The sequence below is a fragment of the Anaerobacillus alkaliphilus genome (assembly GCF_004116265.1).
GTDB classification, from domain to species: domain Bacteria; phylum Bacillota; class Bacilli; order Bacillales; family Anaerobacillaceae; genus Anaerobacillus; species Anaerobacillus alkaliphilus.
Map to the genome: position 1 here is coordinate 531637 of NZ_QOUX01000001.1, position 22467 is coordinate 554103.

24 protein-coding genes are annotated in these 22467 nt (G+C 38.7%); 15 read left to right on the forward strand and 9 right to left on the reverse strand.

Annotated elements, in window-relative coordinates:
- Positions 1–20: 20 nt before the first annotated feature.
- Positions 21–494: a hypothetical protein gene (locus tag DS745_RS02825; RefSeq protein WP_129076680.1), complete on the reverse strand. Its 474-nt coding sequence runs from the start codon at positions 492–494 to the stop codon at positions 21–23.
- 11 nt (positions 495–505) lie between these two features.
- Complete coding sequence (locus DS745_RS02830) at positions 506–1051, reverse strand: DUF1836 domain-containing protein (protein WP_129076681.1); 546 nt, start codon at positions 1049–1051, stop codon at positions 506–508.
- Between the two features lie 131 nt (positions 1052–1182).
- Between DS745_RS02830 and trhA the strand changes: the two genes are divergently transcribed.
- The 8 genes from trhA to DS745_RS02870 all read left to right on the forward strand — a co-directional run bounded on the left by trhA (position 1183) and on the right by DS745_RS02870 (position 8226).
- Positions 1183–1830: a PAQR family membrane homeostasis protein TrhA gene (trhA, locus tag DS745_RS02835; protein ID WP_129076682.1), complete on the forward strand. Its 648-nt coding sequence runs from the start codon at positions 1183–1185 to the stop codon at positions 1828–1830.
- Between the two features lie 48 nt (positions 1831–1878).
- Positions 1879–2349 (forward strand): hypothetical protein, encoded by a 471-nt coding sequence (locus DS745_RS02840; RefSeq protein WP_129076683.1) that lies wholly within the window; start codon positions 1879–1881, stop codon positions 2347–2349.
- A 340-nt stretch (positions 2350–2689) separates the two neighbouring features.
- Positions 2690–4126 (forward strand): DEAD/DEAH box helicase, encoded by a 1437-nt coding sequence (locus DS745_RS02845; protein WP_129076684.1) that lies wholly within the window; start codon positions 2690–2692, stop codon positions 4124–4126.
- A 378-nt stretch (positions 4127–4504) separates the two neighbouring features.
- Entirely contained in the window at positions 4505–5557 is a 1053-nt protein-coding gene (gene rsgA / locus DS745_RS02850) for a ribosome small subunit-dependent GTPase A (RefSeq protein WP_129076685.1), read from the forward strand.
- 106 nt (positions 5558–5663) lie between these two features.
- Complete coding sequence (locus tag DS745_RS02855; RefSeq protein WP_129076686.1) at positions 5664–6140, forward strand: NUDIX domain-containing protein; 477 nt, start codon at positions 5664–5666, stop codon at positions 6138–6140.
- A 35-nt stretch (positions 6141–6175) separates the two neighbouring features.
- On the forward strand, positions 6176–6682 hold the full coding sequence (locus DS745_RS02860) for a zinc ribbon domain-containing protein (protein WP_129076687.1): 507 nt from the start codon (positions 6176–6178) through the stop codon (positions 6680–6682).
- 1 nt (position 6683) lies between these two features.
- Positions 6684–7211, forward strand: a complete 528-nt coding sequence (locus DS745_RS02865) for a hypothetical protein (protein WP_129076688.1) — start codon at positions 6684–6686, stop codon at positions 7209–7211.
- A 199-nt stretch (positions 7212–7410) separates the two neighbouring features.
- On the forward strand, positions 7411–8226 hold the full coding sequence (locus tag DS745_RS02870; protein ID WP_129076689.1) for an alpha/beta hydrolase: 816 nt from the start codon (positions 7411–7413) through the stop codon (positions 8224–8226).
- 41 nt (positions 8227–8267) lie between these two features.
- Here the strand turns inward: DS745_RS02870 and hpaB are convergent, their stop codons facing one another.
- Positions 8268–9710 carry a 4-hydroxyphenylacetate 3-monooxygenase, oxygenase component gene (gene hpaB, locus DS745_RS02875; protein WP_129076690.1) on the reverse strand — a complete coding sequence of 481 codons (1443 nt, stop codon included), beginning with the start codon at positions 9708–9710 and terminating at the stop codon, positions 8268–8270.
- Between the two features lie 149 nt (positions 9711–9859).
- Positions 9860–10294, reverse strand: a complete 435-nt coding sequence (locus DS745_RS02880; protein ID WP_129076691.1) for a YndM family protein — start codon at positions 10292–10294, stop codon at positions 9860–9862.
- A gap of 170 nt (positions 10295–10464) precedes the next feature.
- Here DS745_RS02880 and DS745_RS02885 point away from each other — a divergent pair, with 170 nt between their 5' ends.
- Both DS745_RS02885 and DS745_RS02890 read left to right on the forward strand, forming a co-directional pair.
- Entirely contained in the window at positions 10465–10998 is a 534-nt protein-coding gene (locus tag DS745_RS02885; RefSeq protein ID WP_129076692.1) for an RNA polymerase sigma factor, read from the forward strand.
- Positions 10955–11677, forward strand: coding sequence for a hypothetical protein (locus tag DS745_RS02890; RefSeq protein ID WP_129076693.1), 723 nt, complete (start codon positions 10955–10957; stop codon positions 11675–11677). Before DS745_RS02885 ends, DS745_RS02890 begins: the two co-directional genes overlap by 44 nt.
- A gap of 47 nt (positions 11678–11724) precedes the next feature.
- On the opposite strand, the gene DS745_RS02895 is transcribed toward DS745_RS02890, so the two are convergent.
- Positions 11725–12501, reverse strand: coding sequence for a carbon-nitrogen family hydrolase (locus DS745_RS02895; protein WP_129076694.1), 777 nt, complete (start codon positions 12499–12501; stop codon positions 11725–11727).
- A 139-nt stretch (positions 12502–12640) separates the two neighbouring features.
- Here DS745_RS02895 and DS745_RS02900 point away from each other — a divergent pair, with 139 nt between their 5' ends.
- Together DS745_RS02900 and DS745_RS02905 are read left to right on the forward strand one after the other, a co-directional pair.
- On the forward strand, positions 12641–14659 hold the full coding sequence (locus DS745_RS02900) for a prolyl oligopeptidase family serine peptidase (protein ID WP_129076695.1): 2019 nt from the start codon (positions 12641–12643) through the stop codon (positions 14657–14659).
- Between the two features lie 974 nt (positions 14660–15633).
- Positions 15634–16806 carry a pyridoxal phosphate-dependent aminotransferase gene (locus DS745_RS02905; RefSeq protein WP_129076696.1) on the forward strand — a complete coding sequence of 391 codons (1173 nt, stop codon included), beginning with the start codon at positions 15634–15636 and terminating at the stop codon, positions 16804–16806.
- 45 nt (positions 16807–16851) lie between these two features.
- Here the strand turns inward: DS745_RS02905 and DS745_RS02910 are convergent, their stop codons facing one another.
- A complete protein-coding gene (locus DS745_RS02910; RefSeq protein WP_161568176.1) occupies positions 16852–17046 on the reverse strand; it encodes an ATP-binding protein in 195 nt (64 codons plus the stop codon).
- Positions 17047–17101: 55 nt separating this feature from the next.
- The gene (locus tag DS745_RS02915) at positions 17102–17683 is read right to left on the reverse strand and encodes a PAS domain S-box protein (RefSeq protein WP_129076698.1); all 582 of its coding nucleotides are present in this window, start codon (positions 17681–17683) and stop codon (positions 17102–17104) included.
- Between the two features lie 138 nt (positions 17684–17821).
- Here DS745_RS02915 and DS745_RS02920 point away from each other — a divergent pair, with 138 nt between their 5' ends.
- The 3 genes from DS745_RS02920 to DS745_RS02930 all read left to right on the forward strand — a co-directional run bounded on the left by DS745_RS02920 (position 17822) and on the right by DS745_RS02930 (position 20733).
- Entirely contained in the window at positions 17822–19711 is a 1890-nt protein-coding gene (locus DS745_RS02920; protein ID WP_129076699.1) for a beta-propeller domain-containing protein, read from the forward strand.
- 77 nt (positions 19712–19788) lie between these two features.
- Positions 19789–20289: a GNAT family N-acetyltransferase gene (locus tag DS745_RS02925; RefSeq protein WP_129076700.1), complete on the forward strand. Its 501-nt coding sequence runs from the start codon at positions 19789–19791 to the stop codon at positions 20287–20289.
- 18 nt (positions 20290–20307) lie between these two features.
- A complete protein-coding gene (locus DS745_RS02930) occupies positions 20308–20733 on the forward strand; it encodes an NUDIX domain-containing protein (RefSeq protein WP_129076701.1) in 426 nt (141 codons plus the stop codon).
- A gap of 46 nt (positions 20734–20779) precedes the next feature.
- On the opposite strand, the gene DS745_RS02935 is transcribed toward DS745_RS02930, so the two are convergent.
- Together DS745_RS02935 and DS745_RS02940 are read right to left on the reverse strand one after the other, a co-directional pair.
- Positions 20780–21553: a glucose 1-dehydrogenase gene (locus tag DS745_RS02935; protein ID WP_206662909.1), complete on the reverse strand. Its 774-nt coding sequence runs from the start codon at positions 21551–21553 to the stop codon at positions 20780–20782.
- A 66-nt stretch (positions 21554–21619) separates the two neighbouring features.
- A complete protein-coding gene (locus DS745_RS02940; RefSeq protein WP_129077027.1) occupies positions 21620–22423 on the reverse strand; it encodes a polysaccharide deacetylase family protein in 804 nt (267 codons plus the stop codon).
- Positions 22424–22467: the final 44 nt, after the last annotated feature.

Sequence of the window (22467 nt, forward strand, 5' to 3'; positions counted from 1 at the left end):
TGACAGAGAAGGGAGTTCTTTTATTTTTGCCGCTCCATTAAATGAACTGCCACTAGATTGACATCAGTATCAGAAGAACGAAGGGTAAGTTTGCCAAAATAGATTTCTTCTGGATTTTTGCTTACTTCGTTGTACAAGATATATTCAAAGTGAATATCTGTATCGGAAACAGTAGCAGTGACCTGATCATATTTTACCGAAATGTACTGAAGAAATTCTTCGTTCTCGGTAGGCGGTGTAAATACATCATAGTAGGGAATTTCAATGCCTTCTATGATTGGGTGAGGGAGGTTTAAGGCTTCAAGACTTTCAAAAAACAGTTTGATTTCCTCATTTTCCTCACTAGTAAGTAATTGGGACTCGTTAAGCAAGATAATTTCTCGAATAAATAACTTTGTTTCTTCTTTTACAGTATCTTTTCCAATGAAAAAGAATGAACTAATGATAATCGATCCAATGATAAGAATAAAAAGGATAATTGCAAGTCGCTTCAATTCAACATCTCCTATGACTCTCCAAGTTCATCAATTAATTTTTCAGCTGCTCTTCGATAAAAATTACTGGTGCTCACTAATGTCGTGATTAACAAGGCTTTCTCCAAGTAATCACTATCTTTATGATTCGCTACTTGTTTTACATCTGCTGTTTTTTGGGCAAAATCCTCATAGAACCTTTCAATACTTGCTTCGAAAAGCTGAAGGTAAGAAGTGTAAAAGTCTTCAATGCTCATGTCTTTGGATTGGCTATTTAAGCCTTCGAGTGTCAATTTGATGTCATTGATTGATAGAGCTCCTTTCAATTGATAGATAAGACTAAGCAAAATCAGGTGCTCCTTGGAGTACTTTTTATTTTGGATTGGAAAAAATACTTTTCCCTTTGCGTAATTGTTAATCATTGTTTTCGTTAAAATTTTTTCATCTTCTGACCGTTTTGTCTCTCCATATGTATTTTCGAACAATTGAATGACCTGGTCCATATACAAATCAATATTTGGCATGTCGTCTAGGGGGATGATTTTATCTAAACCTAACTGCTTAATTTTATCGTCCATATTGATACCTCTTTTTTCTTTAATTATACGAAAAAAAACAATTAAAGTAAATGTTGACTAGATGATGGGTTATCTATATTATTATAAGTAGTTATAGAAACTACATAACATAGTTAAAGGGGAGTTTTGAATTGTATAATTATATCCGTGAGCCAATGAACGGTTTTACTCATCTAGCAGGAGCAGTGCTTTCATTTGTGGGGTTACTTGCATTAATTATAAAGGCATCAATGACTTCAGGGACCGCTATAGACATTGCTGCTGTTATCATTTTTGGGATTAGCATGACATTATTATATTCAGCATCGGCAACGTATCACATGGTGATTGCAAAGGATAAGGTCATTGCGTTTTTACGTAAAGTTGATCATTCGATGATTTTTATTTTAATCGCGGGGTCGTACACGCCGTTTTGTCTGATTAGTTTAAATGGTTTTACAGGATGGTTGTTATTTGGGATATTAAGCTTTTTGGCAGTGACTGGGATTGTTTTTAAGATGGTCTGGTTTAATTGTCCGAGATGGTTATCAACGGGAATTTATATTGCGATGGGCTGGGTAGCCATTTTTGTTTTTTCACCATTAGCTGAAAGTTTAACAGCGCTAGGGTTGGGGTTATTGGTTTTGGGAGGTATTTTCTATACAATTGGTGGAGTCATTTATGGTTTGAAACCAAAATTTTTAAGCTTCAAATACATGGGCTTTCACGAGATTTTTCATGTGTTCATCTTGTTTGGTAGTTTAGCTCATTTTTTATGTGTGTATTTGTTTGTCCTCTAGGATGTATATTAATGGTATAATAATCAAATTACGTTATTTGGAGGCAATATGTTAACTTTTGAAGAAAAACTTTCAATTATTGAGTCTTACCCTGAATTAACTCGCTATAATGTTTCAATGGGGCGAGTGAACTTTCATTTTGAAGAAAGCCAAAGCGATAAAAAGGTGGTTGTTTATCATCTTCATCCAAATGGAAATGGTTTCGTTTATGCTGGCAAGCTGAAAGTCCCTAAGAAAGATCCTAAAGGGATGGTAAATATCCGCAACTTCTCAGAAGAAGAGCTCAGATCTCTCATAGATCGTTCAATTGAGTCACTTCAATTAGATACAGTATTAGATGAAGAAGAAGTGTTTGAAGAAGAGATATGGGTAAGCAAAAAAGAAGGTCACACGCTTACCTTAGTTCTTGAAGATGACATGTGGAATGTGTATGCAGGTTCACTGTTAGATGGGACCTTTCCATCTTACAATGAAGCTAAGCAATATCTACTCGAAGAAGGGTTTAAGCCGAACCGTTAAGAGGCAAAGAGATGGCCACGTGTGTGACCATCTCTTCATTGTTACCCACTTTTCCTTATTACTTACAATCTGGGGCCGTAACGATTATTGTTTACCACAGAAACACCTCATTCCATTTTTGTTAAGAACAAATCTGAAATTTCTGGTCGCTGTGCAAACGAATCACCTCATCTTGTATATAAACATCACCTAAAGCGATGGGACTGGGTTCAGGAGAGCAGTTGATTTGCTGCCCTCGAATAATATGATGTCCTAATGAGAAAAATTTTATTATAAGCAAGTACTGTTAATGATTGTTAATAAACGAACGAAAAAACTATGTATAAAATGAGGGTAAACGATGACATTTCAAAGTTATAAATTAAGTGAGAACATAAAGAGAGCGCTCTCGGAGCTTCAATACCGAAAACCAACAGAAGTTCAAGAGAAAGTAATTCCATTAGCGCTTCAAAAGAAAGACCTTGTCGTCAAATCGCAAACGGGCAGTGGAAAAACAGCTTCATTTGCCATACCAATTTGCGAATTAGTGGATTGGGAAGAAAATAAGCCACAAGCATTAATTCTGTCACCAACGAGGGAGCTTGCTGTTCAAATTAAGAATGACGTAACCAATATCGGCCGCTTTAAACGAGTGAAAGCAACGGCTGTGTATGGTAAATCGCCATTTGATAAACAAAAATTAGAGTTGAAGCAAAAGTCTCATGTTGTTGTTGGAACACCAGGTCGCGTACTCGATCATATTAAAAAGGGAACGTTGACGTTAGACAAAATCAGCTATCTTGTGATTGACGAAGCAGATGAAATGCTAAACATGGGCTTTATTGAGCAAGTAGAGGCGATTATTAAAAGAACACCAATGACACGTGTCACAATGCTGTTTTCTGCGACCTTACCGGAAGATGTAGAAGCTCTAAGTAAAAAGTACATGCGAAAACCTGAAAAAATTGAAATACATGCGACAGGCATTGTCACTGAAAAAATTGACCATGTTGTGATGAAAGTCAAGGAAGCTGACAAGTTCGAGCTTTTAAGGGATGTTACAACAGTTGAAAATCCTGATAGCTGTATTATTTTTTGCCGCACACAGGAGCAAGTGGAACAGCTGATTGAGCAGTTAAATGAGTATGACTACCCTTGCGACAAGCTTCACGGAGGCATGTACCAAGATGATCGTTTTGCAGTAATGAATGATTTTAAACGAGGTAAATTTATTTATTTAGTAGCGACCGATGTTGCCGCACGTGGAATTGATATTGAAAGCATATCCCATGTCATAAATTATGATCTTCCTATGGAAAAGGAAAGTTATGTTCACCGTACAGGGAGAACGGGACGCGCAGGGAAATCAGGAAAAGCCATTTCTTTTGTTACTGAAAGAGAAGGCAGATTGTTGGCAGAAATTGAAGAATATATCGGATTTAGCATAACGAAAGTAGCTCCACCTACAAAGGAAGAAGTTACAAAAGGAAAAAACGCTTTTCAGGCGAAATTAAAAGCGCGTCCAACGATAAAAAAAGACAAAAGTGAGCAACTTAATAAAGATATCATGAAGCTTTATTTTAACGGTGGGAAGAAAAAGAAATTGCGAGCAGTTGATTTTGTTGGAACACTTTCGAATCTTCCAGGAGTTACGGCAGACGATATTGGGATTATTGAAATTCAAGATAACGTCACGTATGTGGATATACTTAACGGCAAAGGGCCAAATGTCATAAAAGAAATGAAAACCACTACTGTAAAAGGGAAGCTGCTAAAAGTACACAAAGCGAGAAAGTAAAAGCTCCTTAGGTTCTTCCCCTTAGGTGCCTGGCACCATAAATGGACGTTTTTTGTGAAAAGTCCACCTGAGAGAGACAGCTCTTGTGTTCAAAAAAATTTTTGGGTTAATCTTGTCAATCTTACCAGAATATGTTATGATATGCTCATCTTATTAGAAAGCGAGGGATGTTTTATGAAATCAATGACAACTAACAGACGATTAATTGTATATAAAACACAGCCCACTTGTGAAACTTTCTAGTTTGACGTTCTTAATTTTTAGATACGTACATTCACCATGGGCTGTGTTCACAGGCCATGGTTTTTTAATGACGACAAAAGGGGCCTATCTATGCATAGGCCCTTTTATTTATCTAAAAATTAGGAGGAACACACATTGAATTTAACACAATTAGGTTGGACTGAGGAATTAGAAAAGCAGTTTAATGAATATAAAAGCGAAGGATTGACAGTTGGAAGAATAGCTTTAGAACACAAAAGGATTTACCGTATTTTTACTGAAGCAGGCGAGCTCTTAGGAGAGGTTTCAGGGAAATTCCGTTTTCAAGCACTTGGAAGAGAAAGCTTTCCTTCGGTAGGGGATTGGGTAGTTATTTCAGCAAGACCTGAGGAAGGCAAGGCGACTATTCATGCGGTGCTGCCAAGGTTTAGTAAGTTCTCAAGGAAATTAGCTGGGGAAACGACTGAAGAACAGATCGTCGCGGCGAATGTGAATACTGTCTTTTTAGTGAATGCCTTAAACAATGATTTTAATCTTCGTAGGATTGAAAGATATTTGCTGATGGCATGGGAAAGTGGTGCAACACCTGTCATTATCTTATCAAAAGCAGATTTATGTGAGGATGTGGAGGAAAAGCTTGCAGAAGTTGAGTCGGTGGCCTTTGGAGTTCCAACCTTCATTGTAAGTGCTCATAACGGTGAAGGGCTTGAGCCCCTACTAAATTATTTAACACCAGGTCAGACTGTAGCTTTACTAGGCTCATCTGGTGCGGGGAAGTCGACGCTTACCAACTATTTAATAGGCAAGGAAAAGCAGCTTGTCCAGGAAGTTCGTGAAGGTGATGATCGAGGAAAGCACACAACAACTCATCGAGAATTAGTTCTTCTCCCTAATGGAGGGTTAATTATTGATACCCCCGGGATGCGAGAGCTACAATTGTGGGAAGCAGATGACGCAACTGAACAGGTTTTTCATGACATTCATGAGCTTGAAGAACAGTGCCGCTTTAGAGATTGTACACACGGAACAGAGCCAGGTTGTGCGGTGAAACAAGCAATTAAGGATGGAACCTTAACTCAAGGGAGATTTGATAGCTACGTTAAGCTACAAAAGGAGCTTGCTTACCTTGCTAGAAAAGATGATATCCGCGCGCAGCTAGCGGAAAAAGCAAAATGGAAGAAGCTTACGGCTAGCAGTAAAAAGCGTTAATAGAAAGCGTACCGCCTTTACATATGGTTGGTACGCTTTTATTTTGTAATAAAGGAATTTACATTATTATTGGAGAACTAATTGTAGAACAGGGAGGATGCTTAAAATGATTCGTAAAGCCGTTGGGGCAATAGTTTTTCAAGGAAATAGCTTTCTAATCGTAAATAAAACAAAGATTAATTCAAAACTAGGAAAAGAAACGATTAAAGGTGAGTGGGATTTTATTAAAGGTGGTGTAATGGAAAGCGATACTAGTTTCCAAGCTTCACTATTAAGAGAACTAAAAGAAGAAACAGGTTCTAGCAATTTTAAAGTTGTTAAGGAATTTAACGAGAAAATTAGTTTTGATTTTCCTAATGATATTGCATTGAAAATCGGGCTTGAGAAACAGGAAACAACGATGTTCCTTGTTGAGTATTTAGGTGATACGAACAAGCTAAGTCCCATTGATAATGAGATAAATGATATAAAATTCTTTGAGAAAGATAATGTTCTAGAGATACTCACTCACGCAGATACGAAAGAGTTTTTTCTGAAACATATTCTTCATAATACTGAAACCAATACTAGTAAAAAAACGTAATTATAAATAGATGAAAATGTGAGAGGGTGTTCCCCATGGACAACAATAAGTTTGTATCAGAAAAGCATGTTAAGGCAAGAGGGACGTTTCGATTGTTTGGACCTTTGCTTATTTTAGTTGGAGCAGGATGTATGCTTGTCGCTTTTATAGATTTTTTTACGTTGGGACCTTTTGAAGAACCTACGTTATTTTGGCTATTCTTCTTGGCAATGCCGTTCTTGTTCATTGGAGTTGTGTTGTCTAACTTAGGTTATGGAGGAACAGTGGCAAAATACCAGAGTCGAGAATATGCTCCCGTCGTTAAAGATACGTTTAACTATTTAGCCAAGGAGACAAAATCTGGGGTGAAGGAAGTAGCGAATGCAATTCAATCAGGGGGCACAAATAGTAGTATTACGTGCCGGATTTGCGATCACGATAATCCTACTAACGCAAATTTTTGTAATGGATGTGGGGAAAAGTTGGCACAACGTTGTAAGAAATGCGATCAAATAAACGTAAGCGGTGCTCGTTTCTGTAACCATTGTGGAGGGACACTATAAAGTGATCAGAAAATTTATAGTCGCAATTATACTGTTAGTAGTAGCTGCACATGTGTGGTATTCATTACCGAAAAAGATCGAGAAAGTCTATAATGGAGTGGAGTTTCAGTTAGGGTCTGATAACGAGGAGAAGGTTACAATCTATCTCAAAGGTAAGCTAACAAAAAGCTTGTTTGGAGAGAAAATCTTTCGCGGGACTCTTCAAATCAATGATGAAATAATTCCTTCAGGGTTAGCTTATGAAGATACGATTGAAGTTGTATTCGGAAAAGTTTGGGTTGGTGGTATCATCCAATACCTGGAGCATACTGACGATGGGTTAGGGCAAATTTACTCATACGGGATCATCTATGTTAATGAAGATTTTACTGAGTTAACCATTGCCAAGAATGAACAAAGTGGTAATGGTAACTCAGAGTGGAATGGAGAGAATGGTCGCATGATTTCTGCACCTGCTTCGAATAGAGTAGAGGCACTAGCTATTTCCAATCGATTATTGAAGGATATTTTTCAAATAGAATTAGAGTAATGAGGCCTCTTTCCGGAGGCTTTTTTCATTGGTTGATAGATATTTACTAATGGAATTGTAGAGACACTAGTAACTTACAGAATAGGGCGCTAGTAAGAGCTGTTTGAACCTATATTTACCAGATCCCAACATAGTTACATTCTTCATGGAATTATATGTTAATATATGGGTAATAAAACAGTAGAGGAGAGTGAAACAGATGATCTATGAAAAAATAGATATTACTTTCGAACAAGAAACTGCAAGTCTAGTTACCTATATTTTAGACAACTCTCCAAGTATAGATGCTGAGCGCAAAAGACCTATGGTCGTTATTTGCCCGGGCGGGGGATATCGTCACACATCGGATCGCGAGGCAGAGCCCATCGCCATTAAGTTAAATGCCATGGGGTTTCATGCTTGTGTGTTAAGGTATAGTGTGAAGCCGGCTGTATTTCCAACTGCCCTGTGCCAGTTAGCAAAAGTAATAGGCTTAATTCGTGAAAAAGCCGAGGATTGGAACATTGATACAACTAAAGTATTTGTCATGGGTTTTTCAGCAGGAGGGCATTTAGCGGCGAGCCTTGGAGTGTTTTGGAACCAAGAGTTTCTAACGGAAAAACTAGGATTACCAAGTGAACAAATTCGTCCTAATGGAATGATCCTTTGTTATCCTGTGATTACTTCGGGAGAACACGCAAATCAGGGTAGTTTTCAATCTTTATTAGGAGATAAAGCCTATGGTGAAGACCTCCTAAGCCAGTTATCTTTAGAAAATCAAATAACAAAAAATACTCCGCCAACATTCCTCTGGCATACAGTAGAGGATACGGCAGTTCCGGTTGAAAATAGTCTCTTATTTGCAAATTCACTTTTGAAAAATAAAGTACCCTTGGAGTTACATATTTACCCGAGAGGCGTACACGGCTTGTCTCTAGGAACAGGCGAAACAAAAGCGAAGGATAACGAAAAATCGGTGCAGCCAGAGGTAGCTAATTGGATCACAATGGCAGGACGCTGGATCGAGTACTTATAAATGATGTAAGCATTACTGATGTGCAGTAATGCTTACTATTATTACTCTATATCAAGAAATTTGTTGATCATCTTCACATGTTCATCTTTCGGATATGTTTGTGACAAAAGACTTGAAATACGTACCGGATCACCAAAAAAGTACCTCTCGTATTGCGTTTGTCGCGTTCCGAACGAACTCATCGTGAGGTCCCAGGCTAAACGGAAGATTTTGATGCGGTCTTCAGCAGGCTTCCTTGCTCCTTGCAGGTATTTATTAAGATCTTCTTTAATATCTGATTGGAAAGCTTTTTCGGTTGGTATGGATACCAGTCCGCTTGCTCCGATTAATTGGATAATTTCTGTGAAGCGAGGATAGATTTTAGGAAAGATGTTACTAGCAACCTGAAGTGGGATAATACTAGGTCGCATAATTCCGCCTTCGTCTGCTACTGCATCATTCTCTGCTTTTTGTAATAATGCCTTCATGGTCTCAAGGCCAATGATAATTTCAGAGAGCTTTTCCTGGATATGTTGGTACTCACTAACATTGATCGTTTCAATGAGAAGCTCTGCTAAACCTAAAATAAATTCGGTTTTGACAATTTGTCTCGTGATCACTTGGTGTGTAGCAAAATGGTGAAAAGAGCTTTGAATTAAGAACTTACTAGATGCCTCAAGGCTATCGTAGAAAAACACACGATCCCAAGGAACTAAAACATTATCAAAGACAATGATAGAGTCCATTTCTTCAAAACGCGAACTTAGTGGATGATTAAAACGAGATTCCCCGCCAACAAAGGTATCACGACAAATAAATTTTAACCCTTTCGTATCTGAAGGGATGGCAAATGCAAAGGCTTCGTCTTCGTCCATAAATAATCGAGGCGAACTAAAGACTAATACCTCATCCGTTAAGCCACCTTGAGTAGCTAATAGTCTAGCTCCTTTAATAATTAGTCCCTCTTTTGTTCGATCAACCACTTTTGCAGAGATTGGCTCTTTAGATAGATCATAATAAGCCTCTGAGCGGTTAACCTGTGGAGTAATAAATGTATGGGTAAATGAGAGATCTTTTTCTCTTGCTGATTCGTAAACTGACTGAATGTTTTCTGGAAAGGAGTTTTTCATGCCTTTTAAAAGAGGAGAGGAAGAAGCAAAACTCATTAGTACAGTGTTCAAATAATCAGGAGATCTTCCCATCATACCACCTGAATACCTTGCCCAGTGCTCAAACATGCTCCGTCGTTTTAGTAACTCTTCTTTCGTTTTTGGCTGTAGGTAAGACATTCCGATAGGTTCGTTTGTTTTTGGAGATAAGAAGGTCAGTTCATCTTTAAGGTCAGGTTTATGTTGTAAGTCATAAAGTGAAGCCTTCGTTTGAAGAAGTCCTTTAAACGCTGGATGTTCAGATTTCTTTCCTTCAACTTTTACCCCATCAAACCAAATCTCAGTGTCTAGCTGATCTATTCGATTAATGAATTGACTTCCGTTAATAGCCCCCATAGTAGCACTCCCATAAATTTTTAATTATAAAAAATCTAGACTAGTTGGTTTATTTTATTAGGAGGAATGGGACTATGTTCCAAGGGGTTAAGCCTGTTTTAAACAAACGAAAAAAGGACTATTTCTAAGTCCTTTTTATGTACATACGTTTATTCATTTTTCCCGCGTTTTGGATCTTCATCTTCGGCAAACTCAAATGCGAAATTTCCGCTAAAATTTTGCTGTCTTTCGCGAACGGGCGGTGATACATTTTTTAAAATATAGGAATGGACAAATACTTCAGAGCCTGCAATAAGTGTGGCTGAAATAATACTACCCCATGCAACCTGTAAATAGTTGTGGAAGAAAATTCCTCCAAATATCCAAACGATTAAATAGACTAGGAAAAAATCAACAACAACTGCATTTCGATTTCCAAGTCGTGGTAGAAGAACTCGATCACCGATTAGATATGACGCAACCGTAATTAGTAAAGCGAAAGAAAGGATTTGGGCCAAGGTAGCTTCAAAAAATACTCCTAAACTAATCCATAGGATAATAGCGCTTGCGATAAACTTAATGAGTAAAACACTGATATGCTTCATTTTGTTAATGCTCCTTTTTTCTTTCATTGTGTACAAAATATGGATTTTTCATACATAGAGGAGTAATGGCGACAAGTATTGAATCAATGCAGGGAAAATATTTTATAAAAAATGGAACCAGAACGATCGAATTTGCATCTTAAGGGTGAAAAACAAGGAGGTGAAGGAAATTGGCAAACGTAGAAGTCTTAGAAAATTGGATGAATACACATACTCAAGCGCTTGTTCGACTAGCGTATTCGTACACACAGGATTGGTCAACCGCAGAGGATAGAGTCCAAGATGCTTTTATCAAAGCTTATCATTCGATGAGTCAGCTAAAAAATCAACATGCATACCCTTGGTTAGCAAGGATCGTCATCAATGAATGTAAGGCAGCTTATCGCAAGTCATGGAGAGAATATATTACCTCCTTACTACCAGAGCAAAAAGTGAAAAGTTCTGAAGATACATTTATTCAAAAGCAATCGTTAGAGGAGTTGCACGATGCAGTAATGACCTTACCAGAACGGTTTAGTACGGTGATGATCTTATATTATTTTGATAATCTCTCAGTGGAAGAAACAGCTAAGGTGATTGGTGTAAGTCAGGGAACGGTAAAATCGAGATTATCAAGAGGCAGGGAATACTTACGAATGAAATTAGAGGAGGATGCAAAGTATGGAGAAGGAATTAAGAGAAGCGTCACATTCTTATCATCATAAAGTCGATATGAAAAAATTTAAAAATAACGTTTATAGTCAGTTACATGAACCAAAGGCAAAACGATCGTTCCGTTCTTCGCCTAAATGGCAGGTGGCTGTTGCTATAATGGCGCTGGCGATCGCCATCCCAATGACATTAAATTTTGGCTCTGCTTCGTCTGTCTGGAACGGCATTAATCTTAAATATGTTACGACTATGGATTACTCGAATAGTCAGACAGTCTTTGATGGCCTAGAAGGCATGAGTTACTATGATTTTCTGACGACAAGAAATACAGTGTATTCTTTAGAAGAAGCAAGAGAGCTAGCAAACTTTGAGATTATGCCACTTGAAGCTCCGCTTACCTGGGAAAAAATGCATAGTTTTGCCATTTTTATAAATGAAGGGTTGCACTATTTTGAATTCTTTGAGAGTGCAGGGGGAGAGCAAGTCATTGCTTCGCAAAATCATCATTGGCTTACCGATGTAGTAAACGGAAACGAAGTAATAGATGGCATCCCAATTCCAAGAAATAGTGAGAAATTAGAGTTGAACGAGGATCTGGCCACAGTAATGACGATCGGAGACTCATACCGCCTAAATGCTTATCAATACCGAGATGAAGCGATTATTTCATTTGATATTCAAGCAACTAACCGAGAAAGTTTAGATTTGTTTTATAAGCAAGTGTTGAGATAATCCCTACTATTAAAAGGATAGGTGAGTGCGCACCTATCCTTTTTGCGTTAATATAAATCGGTTCGTCTATCTGCGAAAATGGGAATCTGCTTACGAACCTGTTGGACTTTGCTTAAATCAATCGTAGCTGATAGCTGTGTAGGCTCTTTGTCAGCCTCTGCTAGTACTTCGCCCCATGGGTCGATCATGAGAGAGTGTCCAGCAAATTCATTGTTTGGATCATGGCCAGACCGATTGCAAGCAACGATGTAGCATTGGTTTTCGATCGCGCGGCTACGTAATAACGTTCGCCAATGGTCAAGGCGGGCTAGCGGCCACTGGGCAACAACAAAAACGATTTCCGCTCCTTCTGTTGTATGGGCGCGAACCCACTCTGGAAAGCGGATGTCGTAACAGATTAGACCAGCGCAAGGAGCACCATCAATGGTAAAGTGACCTTTCGTATTTCCAGATTGTAAGAAGAGATGCTCATCCATGAGCTGGAAAAGATGTGCTTTACTATATTCGCCGACGAGCTCCCCATTACGGTTAAAGACGTACATCGTGTTCGTTACACCGTCTGCTGTTTTTTTTGCAATCGAGCCTCCGACAATATTGACCTGATGTTCTTTGGCAAGCTGACTTAGAAACTGTTGAGAGTCAGAACCTTGCTGATCCGCAATTTCATCTAGTCTAGGTAAGTCATAAGCTGTCGTCCATAATTCAGGTAGGACAATGACATCAGGAGAATTTGCCATGGCTTTGGTAATTTCCTCTTGAACATGTTTCTTGTTCTCGTTTGGATTTCCAAACTGTATATCTATTTGTAGGCAAGTAACTTTCATTAGAGATCAACCCCTATTCGTATCTTTGTTATAACTTTACCGACAGAAGCAGATTTTTTCAATGATTTTAATTTTAAAAAGGTATTTTTGTTTCGGGCAGCGAAATAGGTTAGAGAATACTCGTATAGGGGTGATAAAGATGCAAGTAAAAAAAGATACGATTGTTGAAGATTTTCACGGCACAATGGTTGATGATCCCTACAGATGGTTAGAGGATGTAAATTCTACCGACACCATTGAGTGGGGGAAGGAGATGGGGAAGAAGTGTGAGGCGTATTTTTCTCAGGCTACTACACAGGAAGAAGACCGTGAGAGATTAACGAAACTGTGGAATTATCCAAAGTATTTCGTAACTCAGAAGGTTGAAGAAACCCTCTTTTATCAAAAAAATAATGGACTACAAAATCAAGCAACACTATATAAAAAAAACGCAGATACCGAGTCAGTAGTACTTGATCCGAATACACTTAGTGACGATGGTACAGTTGCGATGACAAATTTTTCGATTAGCGGAAATGCTAAGTATCTTGCGTATGCAACTTCGAACCATGGAAGTGATTGGCAAGAAATTCGCGTGCGCGAGATTGCAACTGGGGAAGACTTGTCTGACCATATTCAGCACGTGAAGTTTACGAATGTTGCGTGGCTTCCTGACAGTTCCGGTTTCTTTTATAGTCGTTTTCCAGAGCAAGGATCAGTCGCAGCAGAGGATCAGAGTAATTTCAATAAGGTTTATTTTCACAAATTAGGTACGTTGCAAGCTGGAGACATTCTTATTCATGAACAACCGGAAGACAAGGAGTTAGCGTTTTCCCCATTTGTTACAGATGATGAAACCTACATTGGTCTCCATGTCTGGTTTGGTACGGCAACGGAAAACCGCTTTTATGTGAAGGAAATCGGGTCTACTGAACCTTTTGTTCGATTGTTAGATGAACAAGACGCTGAGTACACGTATATTACGAATAAAGGAAGTTTGTTTTATTTTCAGACGGACTTAGATGCCCCTCGGGGACGGGTGATCGCCATTGATTTGGAAAATCCAGACCGAGACAACTGGAAAGAGATCATTGCCCAACAAGAAGAGGTAATTGAAAGAGTTAAGTATGTGAGTGGGCATTTTATCGTGGTAAAAAAACAGGATGCTCACCATCAAGTCCATATTTTTCAGGAAGATGGGGTTTATAAAAAAGAAATTCCACTAGACGTTATTGGGTCGTTAACGGAAATGACAGGGAAAGCAAATGGAACAGAAATCTACTTTGGGATGACATCATTTCTAAGTCCTACTGTCGTTTATCACTATGATCTTATGAGTGACAAATTGGTAGTGTTTGCGGAAACAGAGTTAGAGATTGATACATCTGGTTACGTAACTGAACAAGTATTCTACCACTCTAAAGATGGTACGGTTGTACCAATGTTTCTCACTCATCAAAAGGATATCGAGTTAAATGGTGAAAATCCTGTGATCCTATACGGTTACGGCGGCTTCAACATCAGTTTGACACCATCGTTTAACCCAGCAATCCTTCGTTGGCTAGAAAAAGGTTGCGTATACGCAGTAGCAAATCTCCGTGGTGGTTCAGAATACGGGGAAGAGTGGCACAAGGCAGGAATGCTAGAAAATAAACAAAATGTGTTTGATGACTTTATTGCTGCAGGTGAGTGGTTAATTGCTAATCAGTTTACAAAGGCTAGCAAACTCTCGATCATGGGAGGATCAAACGGCGGGCTGTTAGTAGCAGCTTGCATGGTGCAACGTCCTGACTTATTTGGAGCGGTAATTTGTCGTGTTCCGGTCATTGATATGCTGCGTTACCACAAGTTTACTGTGGGCCGTTATTGGATCCCAGAGTATGGGAATGCAGAAAAAGCTGGAGATTTCCCGTTTATGTACGCATACTCTCCGTTGCACAATATTGTTGAAGGTGAGAAGTATCCACCTGTCTTGATCGCTACGGCAGAAAGCGACGATCGTGTTGTGCCGGCTCATGCGAAAAAGTTCGCTGCTACGTTGTTAGAGTTGGCGGATAAAGAGTCAACAGTCGTTCTTCGCTTGGAAGCTAAAGCGGGCCATGGGCTTGGTAAGCCAACATCGAAACTTATTGATGAGTGGGTAGACTTCTATGCGTTTTTAGATCGTGAGTTGAAGTAGTTGATTGATGGAGGAAGATCGGGTGGGATTTCACCCGGTTTTTTTATTGGTAAGGGATGTTCTTGTGAGTTTCTCCTAGTAACTGGAATAGAAAGATAACAAGAAGCTTGCCGCTTACGCAATCATCCTAGTAACTGGAAAATAGGAGTAGCAAGAAGGTTACCGCTTACGCAATTCCCCTAGTAACTGGAAAATAGGAGTAACAAGAAGCTTGCCGCTGACACAATTCCCCTAGTAATTGGAAAATAGGAGTAACGAGAAGGTTGCCGCTTGCGCAATTCTCCTAGTAATTGGAAAATAAGAGTAACAAGAAGCTTGCCACTTACGTGATCCTCCTAGTAACTGGAAAATAGGAGTAGCAAGAAGGTTACCGCTGACAAAATTCTCCTATTAATTGGAAAAAAGGAGTAACAAGAAGCTTGCCGCTGCCGTAGTCCTCCTAGTAACTGGAAAATAGGAGTAACAAGAAGATTACCGCTGACACAATTTCCCTATTAACTGGAAAATAGGGGTAACAAGAGGATTGTCGCTTACGCAATTCCCCTAGTAATTGGAAAATGGGAGTAACAAGAAGGTTGCCGCTGACGTAATCCTCCTAATAACTGGAAAATAGGAGTATCAAGAAGATTACCGCTGACACAATTCCCCTATTAACTGGAAAATAGGAGTAACAAGAAGGTTGTCGCTTACACAATTCCCCTAGTAATTGGAAAATAGGAGTAACAAGAAGCTTGCCGCTTACGCAATTCCCCTATTAACTGGAAAATAGGAGTAGCAAGAAGGTTACCGCTGACAAAATTCTCCTATTAATTGGAAAAAAAGGAGTAACAAGAAGCTTGCCGCTTACACAATTCTTCTAGTAATTGGAAAGTACGCGTATAGAGGAAAGTTAGTGCACGCAACTTATAAACTAGCTCTACTTCTATTATAAGTTGTAATATAATGAATTTATACTTAACGAAAGGGGTGCCTTTATGAAGCAGTTCACACAATCTGATATTCTAGCGAATTTGCCAAAACAGTTTTTTGCAAAGCTTGTAAAGAAGGTAGAGAAAGTAAAACTTGTTCATGACGATGTCATTAATTTAGGACAAGGAAATCCGGATCAACCGACGCCAGCCCATATTATCAAAGCGTTGCAACAATCGGCTGAAAATCCAAAGTATCATAAGTATTCGCCATTTCGTGGTTACTCATTTTTGAAAGAGGCAGTTTGTACATATTATAAGCGGGAGTATGGGGTGGACTTAGATCCTGAAACAGAAGTAGCTGTGCTTTTTGGGGCGAAAGCAGGACTAGTAGAGATCAGTCAGTGTCTATTAAACAAAGATGACGTTGCATTAGTACCAGATCCCGGTTACCCTGACTATTGGTCAGGAATTAGCCTTGCACAAGCAAAGATGGAGTTCATGCCGTTACTCGAAGAAAATGAGTTTTTACCTGACTTTTCAAAGATAAGTGAAGCCTCACTCGACCAAGCTAAACTGATGTTCTTAAATTACCCAAACAATCCTACAGGTGCGGTAGCGACAAGGGAATTATTTGAAGAAGCAGTGGCGCTTGGAGACCAACACGATATTTGTATCGTTCACGACTTTGCGTATGGTGCAATTGGCTTCGAAGGAAAAAAGCCAATAAGTTTTTTAGAGATACCAGGTGCCAAAAACGTTGGTGTTGAAATGATGACAATGTCGAAAACCTACAACATGGCTGGATGGCGCATTGGTTTTGCAGTTGGAAACACGAGCGTGATAGAAGCGCTAAATATGATTCAAGATCACTACCATTGTAGTTTGTTTGGTGGTATTCAAGAAGCTGCAGCCGAGGCGCTACTAGGCTCTCAAGTTTGCGTAGAGGAACTAGTTGCAACTTATGAAAAACGAAGAGATACATTTATTCAAGCTTTACAGGAGATTGGTTGGGATGTAAAAGCGCCAATGGGATCGTTTTTTGCATGGTTACCAGTTCCTGAAGGCTATACATCTGAGGAGTTTGCTGATCTACTTTTAGAAAAAGCGAGAGTAGTTGTTGCTCCTGGGAATGGCTTTGGCACGTATGGAGAAGGGTATGTCCGAGTAGGTTTATTGAGCGATGAAGAAATCTTAGTTGAGGCAGCCAAGAGAATTAAAGAGTTAAAGATTTTCTAATCAAAAACGTGCAAACAGTCTCACCGGTTTGCACGTTTTTCTATATTAAAATTCAATATCTGGTTTAATTGGTAGATAGATTTTAAATGTAGTTCCATGATTTTGTTGGCTATCGATATAAATAGTACCCTTATGATTATTTTTAATAATGTTATTGGTAACCATCATTCCTAAACCAGTCCCGTCCGGTTTGGTTGTATGAAATGGAGTTCCTAAATTATTTAGCTGTTCATTAGACATGCCTATTCCATTGTCTTCTATATCAATAATGATGTCTGTCTTTCGTTTCCTTATTTTAACTCATAATGTCATAGTATTGATCATTAAAGACTTTATTTGACTTCATTAACTGCAAAAATCCTTTAAGAGATGTTAGCGGGTTTCGGATTTCATGTGCTACGCCTGCCGCCATTTGACCAACCATTGAAAGTTTTTCCCACTGTAGAATTAGTTCCTCGGTTTGTAACTTTTCAGTGATGTCTCTAAAGGTGATCACTGTCCCAACCTGCGTACCTTTTTCAACCATAGGTTTGATTGTAAATTCAACAGGGAAAGATGTTCCGTCTTTTCTCCAGAAAATATCGTCTGTTACATATAAGCTTGTACCATTATTTAACGCGTGATAAACGGGGCATTCGACTACGGGCACATGTTCCCCAGCAGGGTTCGTGTGATGTATTAAATCGTGTAAGTTATCATTTTCGAAATCCTCTATTTTATATCCAGTTAGGATTTCGGCTGATTTATTCCAAAAAATAACCTTTGCATTTAGATCAATTCCATAGATACCTTCTGCAACTGAATCTAAGATTAATTGATTGATTTGACTTAATCTTTCTATTTCAAGGATAAGGTCCTTACTTTGCTGTATTGTCATAGATTAATCCTTTTTAAGTTCGTTTTTTTACTTTAATTGTAAGTTTATTCTAGTGGAATTACAAGTTTATTTAATTGTTTGAAACTTTCTAGTCCAACAGTCGTCTAATGAATAAAGGGAAAAAGAGAGGTGCTAGCAGTGAAAAAGGTGATTATTGCCTCAGTCGCAATTGTTCTACTACTATCAATAGGTCTATTAGTTAATAAAAATGAACCGACTCAACAAGCCTATGGAACTGAGCTACCCACAGTTGGTTCTTTAGAAAATTTTCAGAATTTAGTGGAAGAGGTAACGAAAAAGCAACGAAGAATTTACGAAGCTGTAGAAGAAACAGCAATGGAATTTGGGCGAGCTGGTCTGAAAAATGAGAGTGTGGCGCTTGACGGTGGATTTGATCATTCATCAACGAACGTTCAAGTCGAGGGTGTTGATGAGGCCGACCGGATAAAAAATGATGGATCTTTTATTTATCAATTAAGAGATGAAGAGCTCGTCATTTCAACGGTAAACCCAGTGGAAGAGATGAAGGTTGTCTACTCAGAAAAATTTGATTATAACAGCTTTTATCCGTACGAGATGTATGTAGATGAAGAACACCTAGTTTTAATTGGAAGAAAAACAGTGTACGACACAAAAGGTTACTATCACAAAGATTTTACATCTATTAAAATCTATCAGCTTAACGATCGTAGTAACTTAACACTCATCCGTGAAGCGGAAGTGGAAGGTTATTATCAATCTTCAAGAAAAATTAGCGACTCGTTATATATTGTTACAAATAAGCATCTACCATATTTTCTATTAAATGAAACTCGTGGCAAAGCAGAAAAGGAACAATTGTTAGAGGATATGAAACCTAGTTTTCATGATCCAGCAGTTTCTGATGAGCCTCAAGTGATTGGTTGGGAGGATATCTATTACTTTCCTGGTTCATTAGAAGAGAACTATTTGATTGTCACAGGGATTGATCTAGGAAAACCAAACGAACCAATTAATGTTCAGTCTTATCTTGGGGCAGGTAGTACGATCTATTCTTCTCATGAGAATTTATATGTGACAAGAACAGATCATCAATATGAAGAAGGCCCAATTGAGAAAATAGCAACTCGTATTTTTAATCCACCAACAAACCAGGACACGATCATCTACAAATTTGGCTTAGATCGTGGGAAAGTCGTATTTCGTGCTGAAGGTAAGGTTGAGGGAGCATTGTTAAATCAATTTTCCATGGATGAACACAACGGTCACTTCCGTATTGCAACAACGAAGGGGAATATGTGGTCGGATACCAATCCTTCTGAAAATCTATTGTTTGTTTTAGACGACAAGCTAGAAGTAGTGGGTTCAATTACCGGGATTGCTGAAGGCGAGAGGATATACTCCGCTCGTTTCATGGGGGATCGTGGTTACATTGTTACGTTTAAGCAAGTAGATCCTTTATTTGTCCTTGATTTACAAGATCCGAAGAACCCAACCATTCTCGGAGAATTGAAAATCCCAGGCTTCAGCGACTATCTTCACCCTTACGATGAACACCATATTATTGGTTTTGGAAAAGATACGGAAGAAATTGAAAACGGAGCGATGGTTCGTGGTTTTAAAATGGCGTTGTTTGACATCACTGATGTAAACAACCCTAAAGAGAAGTTTGTGGAGATTATTGGTGATAGTGGAACACATTCAGAGTTGTTATACAACCATAAAGCCTTACTTTATTCTAAATCAAAAAATATTATCGGTTTTCCAATCGATGTTTATGAGAAAAAAGGAAGTGACCGATCTATGTATCCACAATTCACTTTCCAAGGAGCTTATATTTACGGTCTTGATCTTGAAAAAGGGTTTGAGTTAAAAAATCGAATTAGTCATTATGAGGATGTAATATCTGATAAGAATTGGGACTATCAGAGGCATATTTCTAGACTAATGTATATCGGTGACAATCTTTACACATTATCTAACCACAAAATTGAAGCACATGATTTAACAAGCTTCAAGAAAAAAGGGCAAATCATATTTGGAAAATAAGCTGACATTTGTCAGCTTTTTCCTTTAGAAGGGTAATTGTCATGTGGGAGCGAATATGTAAGGTGGTGATGATGAATATGAATAATCCAATAAAAATTGAAAACATGCTAAAAGAAGACTGGGAACAAGTGGAACAAATTTACTTAGAAGGCATTAAAACTGGCAATGCTACATTTCAACAAGAGGTACCTACGTGGGAAGAATGGGATCAGAGTCATGTAAAGGAATGTCGTTTAGTAGCCAAAACAAACGGGGTCATTTTGGGATGGTGTGCACTGTCACCTGTGTCTAGTAGGTGTGTGTACAATGGGGTAGCTGAAGTTAGTGTCTATGTAGGTGCTAACAGCAAAGGCGCTGGCGTTGGCAGCTTATTAATGGAAGCACTAATTGTAGCTAGCGAAGAACAAGGCTTTTGGACACTACAATCTGGGATCTTTCCAGAAAATTCAGCGAGTATTCAACTCCACAAGAAATTTGGCTTCAGGGAAGTAGGTGTTCGTGAGCGCATTGGAAAAATGAATGGCGTTTGGCGAGATAATCTATTTTTAGAGAGAAGAAGTAAGATCGTGGGAATTTAGTAACTGGGGGACAATTTCATGTTTATAGTAAATGTTGAAGCTGCAATCTATCGTGATGGAAAATGGCTTTTAATTCGTAGAAGTGAGAAAGAAGAACATGAAGGAGGTTCTCTTGCTCTCGTCGGCGGAAAGTGTGAACTGGAGGGTTTTTCTACCGATATTTTGGAGAGAACGTTACAAAGAGAAGTCTCTGAAGAGGTTGGGGTAGAAGTCACAAATGACGTAAGGTATGTAAATAGTTCTTCCTTCGTTACAGATGCAGGACTACATGTCATCGACATCGTTTTTCTATGTCAACATACAAAAGGTGAACCGTACGCCAAAAGCTCAGATGAAGTTGACGAAGTCATTTGGATGACAACGGCAGAAATTTTAAATCATGCAGATCTGCCTAGTTATCTAAAAGAAAATGTCAAACAAGCGGACAAGTTATTACAAGAATAGCTAGTTAAGGAAGAGTAGGAGAAGTTGTTACACTTCTCCTTTGACCTTAGAGAGAGGCTTGCCAACCGCCATCAACGTAAATGGTATGACCATTTATGTAGTTTGAAGCATCTGAGGCAAGGTATATAGCTGTACCGATTAATTCTTCTGGCATGCCCCAGCGCTGCAGTGGCACTTCGCTTTTGACCCAACGATCAAATTCCGGATCGTTGACGAGGTGTTCTGTAAGATCTGTTTTAAAATATCCTGGTCCTATCGCATTCGTTTGAATGTTGTATTTGCCCCACTCTGTTGCCATGGACTTTGTTAACATTTTCAGTCCACCTTTGGCGGCAGAGTAATTGCCTATGTTTGGGCGAGCTTTCTCTGCATTTAGCGAAGTGATATTAATAATCTTTCCTTTTTTTCTATCTTTCATATAAGAGAAGACTATCTGAGAAACATAAAAGGCAGAACTGAGGTTAACTTCTATGACGGTTTTCCAATCGTCAATGCTTAGTTCTTCAAGTGGACCACGTCTATGGATGCCTGCATTATTAATAAGGACACTTATTGGACCTACTTCTTGTTCAATGTTCTGGATGTTTTTTGCAGCGGAGTCTCTTTCTGTTACATCAAAAGCTACACCATAGGCTTTACCACCTGTGCTTTTGATAAGCTTAACGATAGTTTCAACTTCAGATTGGTTCCGACCATTAATAACAACAACTGCCCCGGCGTCGGCAAATCCTTTTGCTAAACTTAGACCGATTCCTCTTGTGGAGCCTGTTATGAAAACGACCTTGTTTTGTACACTAAATAAATTGTTCAATACGTCCACTTCCTTTGTAGGTATGCACAGTGATGATTATTTGTTATTTTCCTCATAATAACAGTAATTATTAACTTACATTAACGAAAGTTGTTCGCCACCTTTTACTTCAATAATGTCATCTTCGACTCTAAGCCAAATAGACATAGCGTTTGGATTGTACACAAATTGACTGTTAGCTGAGAACTTCAGGTTATGGAATGCCTTTACGTAGTCAATGATTTCAATATTAGTTGCATACCAAATGTCATCACGGCCACCAATTAATTGGCAAAAATCTTCGATAAGATCCCAGTTTTGATCCCTATCAAATTCGTAACTGTGTCCCCAGACGTACATCATGTACAAGTATTGTTGCTTATGTAAACCAATAAATTCCTTTGCTAAGTCAAGTAATTGATGGTTGTGATGGCAGGTTGGATTCCACTCATACAAGTCATCTGGCATATAAAACGTGCCGGTACTCTTTACGGTGCGCGCGTACTCGATCCCGAGATGTGGCAACATGTCTTTAATTTTCTTGTTATAAGAACCGTTTGGGTAGGAAAGACCTCTAACAGTGTAACCAACAATGCTTTCTAATCCTTTACGGTCTTCAATGATTTCCTCGATTAGTTGTTCTCGCGGTGATCTTTCAATGGTAGGGTGTGTCACCGTATGAGCTGATACCTCGTGATTTTTGTAAAGCTCAGGTATGTCCTGTTTTGAAATGCGCTCATCATCAGTCTCGGTTAATCCTGAATTCAGGTGGAAAGTTCCCCTTATTCCATGTCGGTTAAAAATAGAGAGTAACTTTCTGTCTGCATGTTTCCCATCATCATAACTCATCGTCAAAACTTTATGTCTCCCATTCGGGAACGTTAATAGTACTTTTGGAATTGTAATCACCTCTCATTGTTGAATACTATCTAATTCTTAGTTTA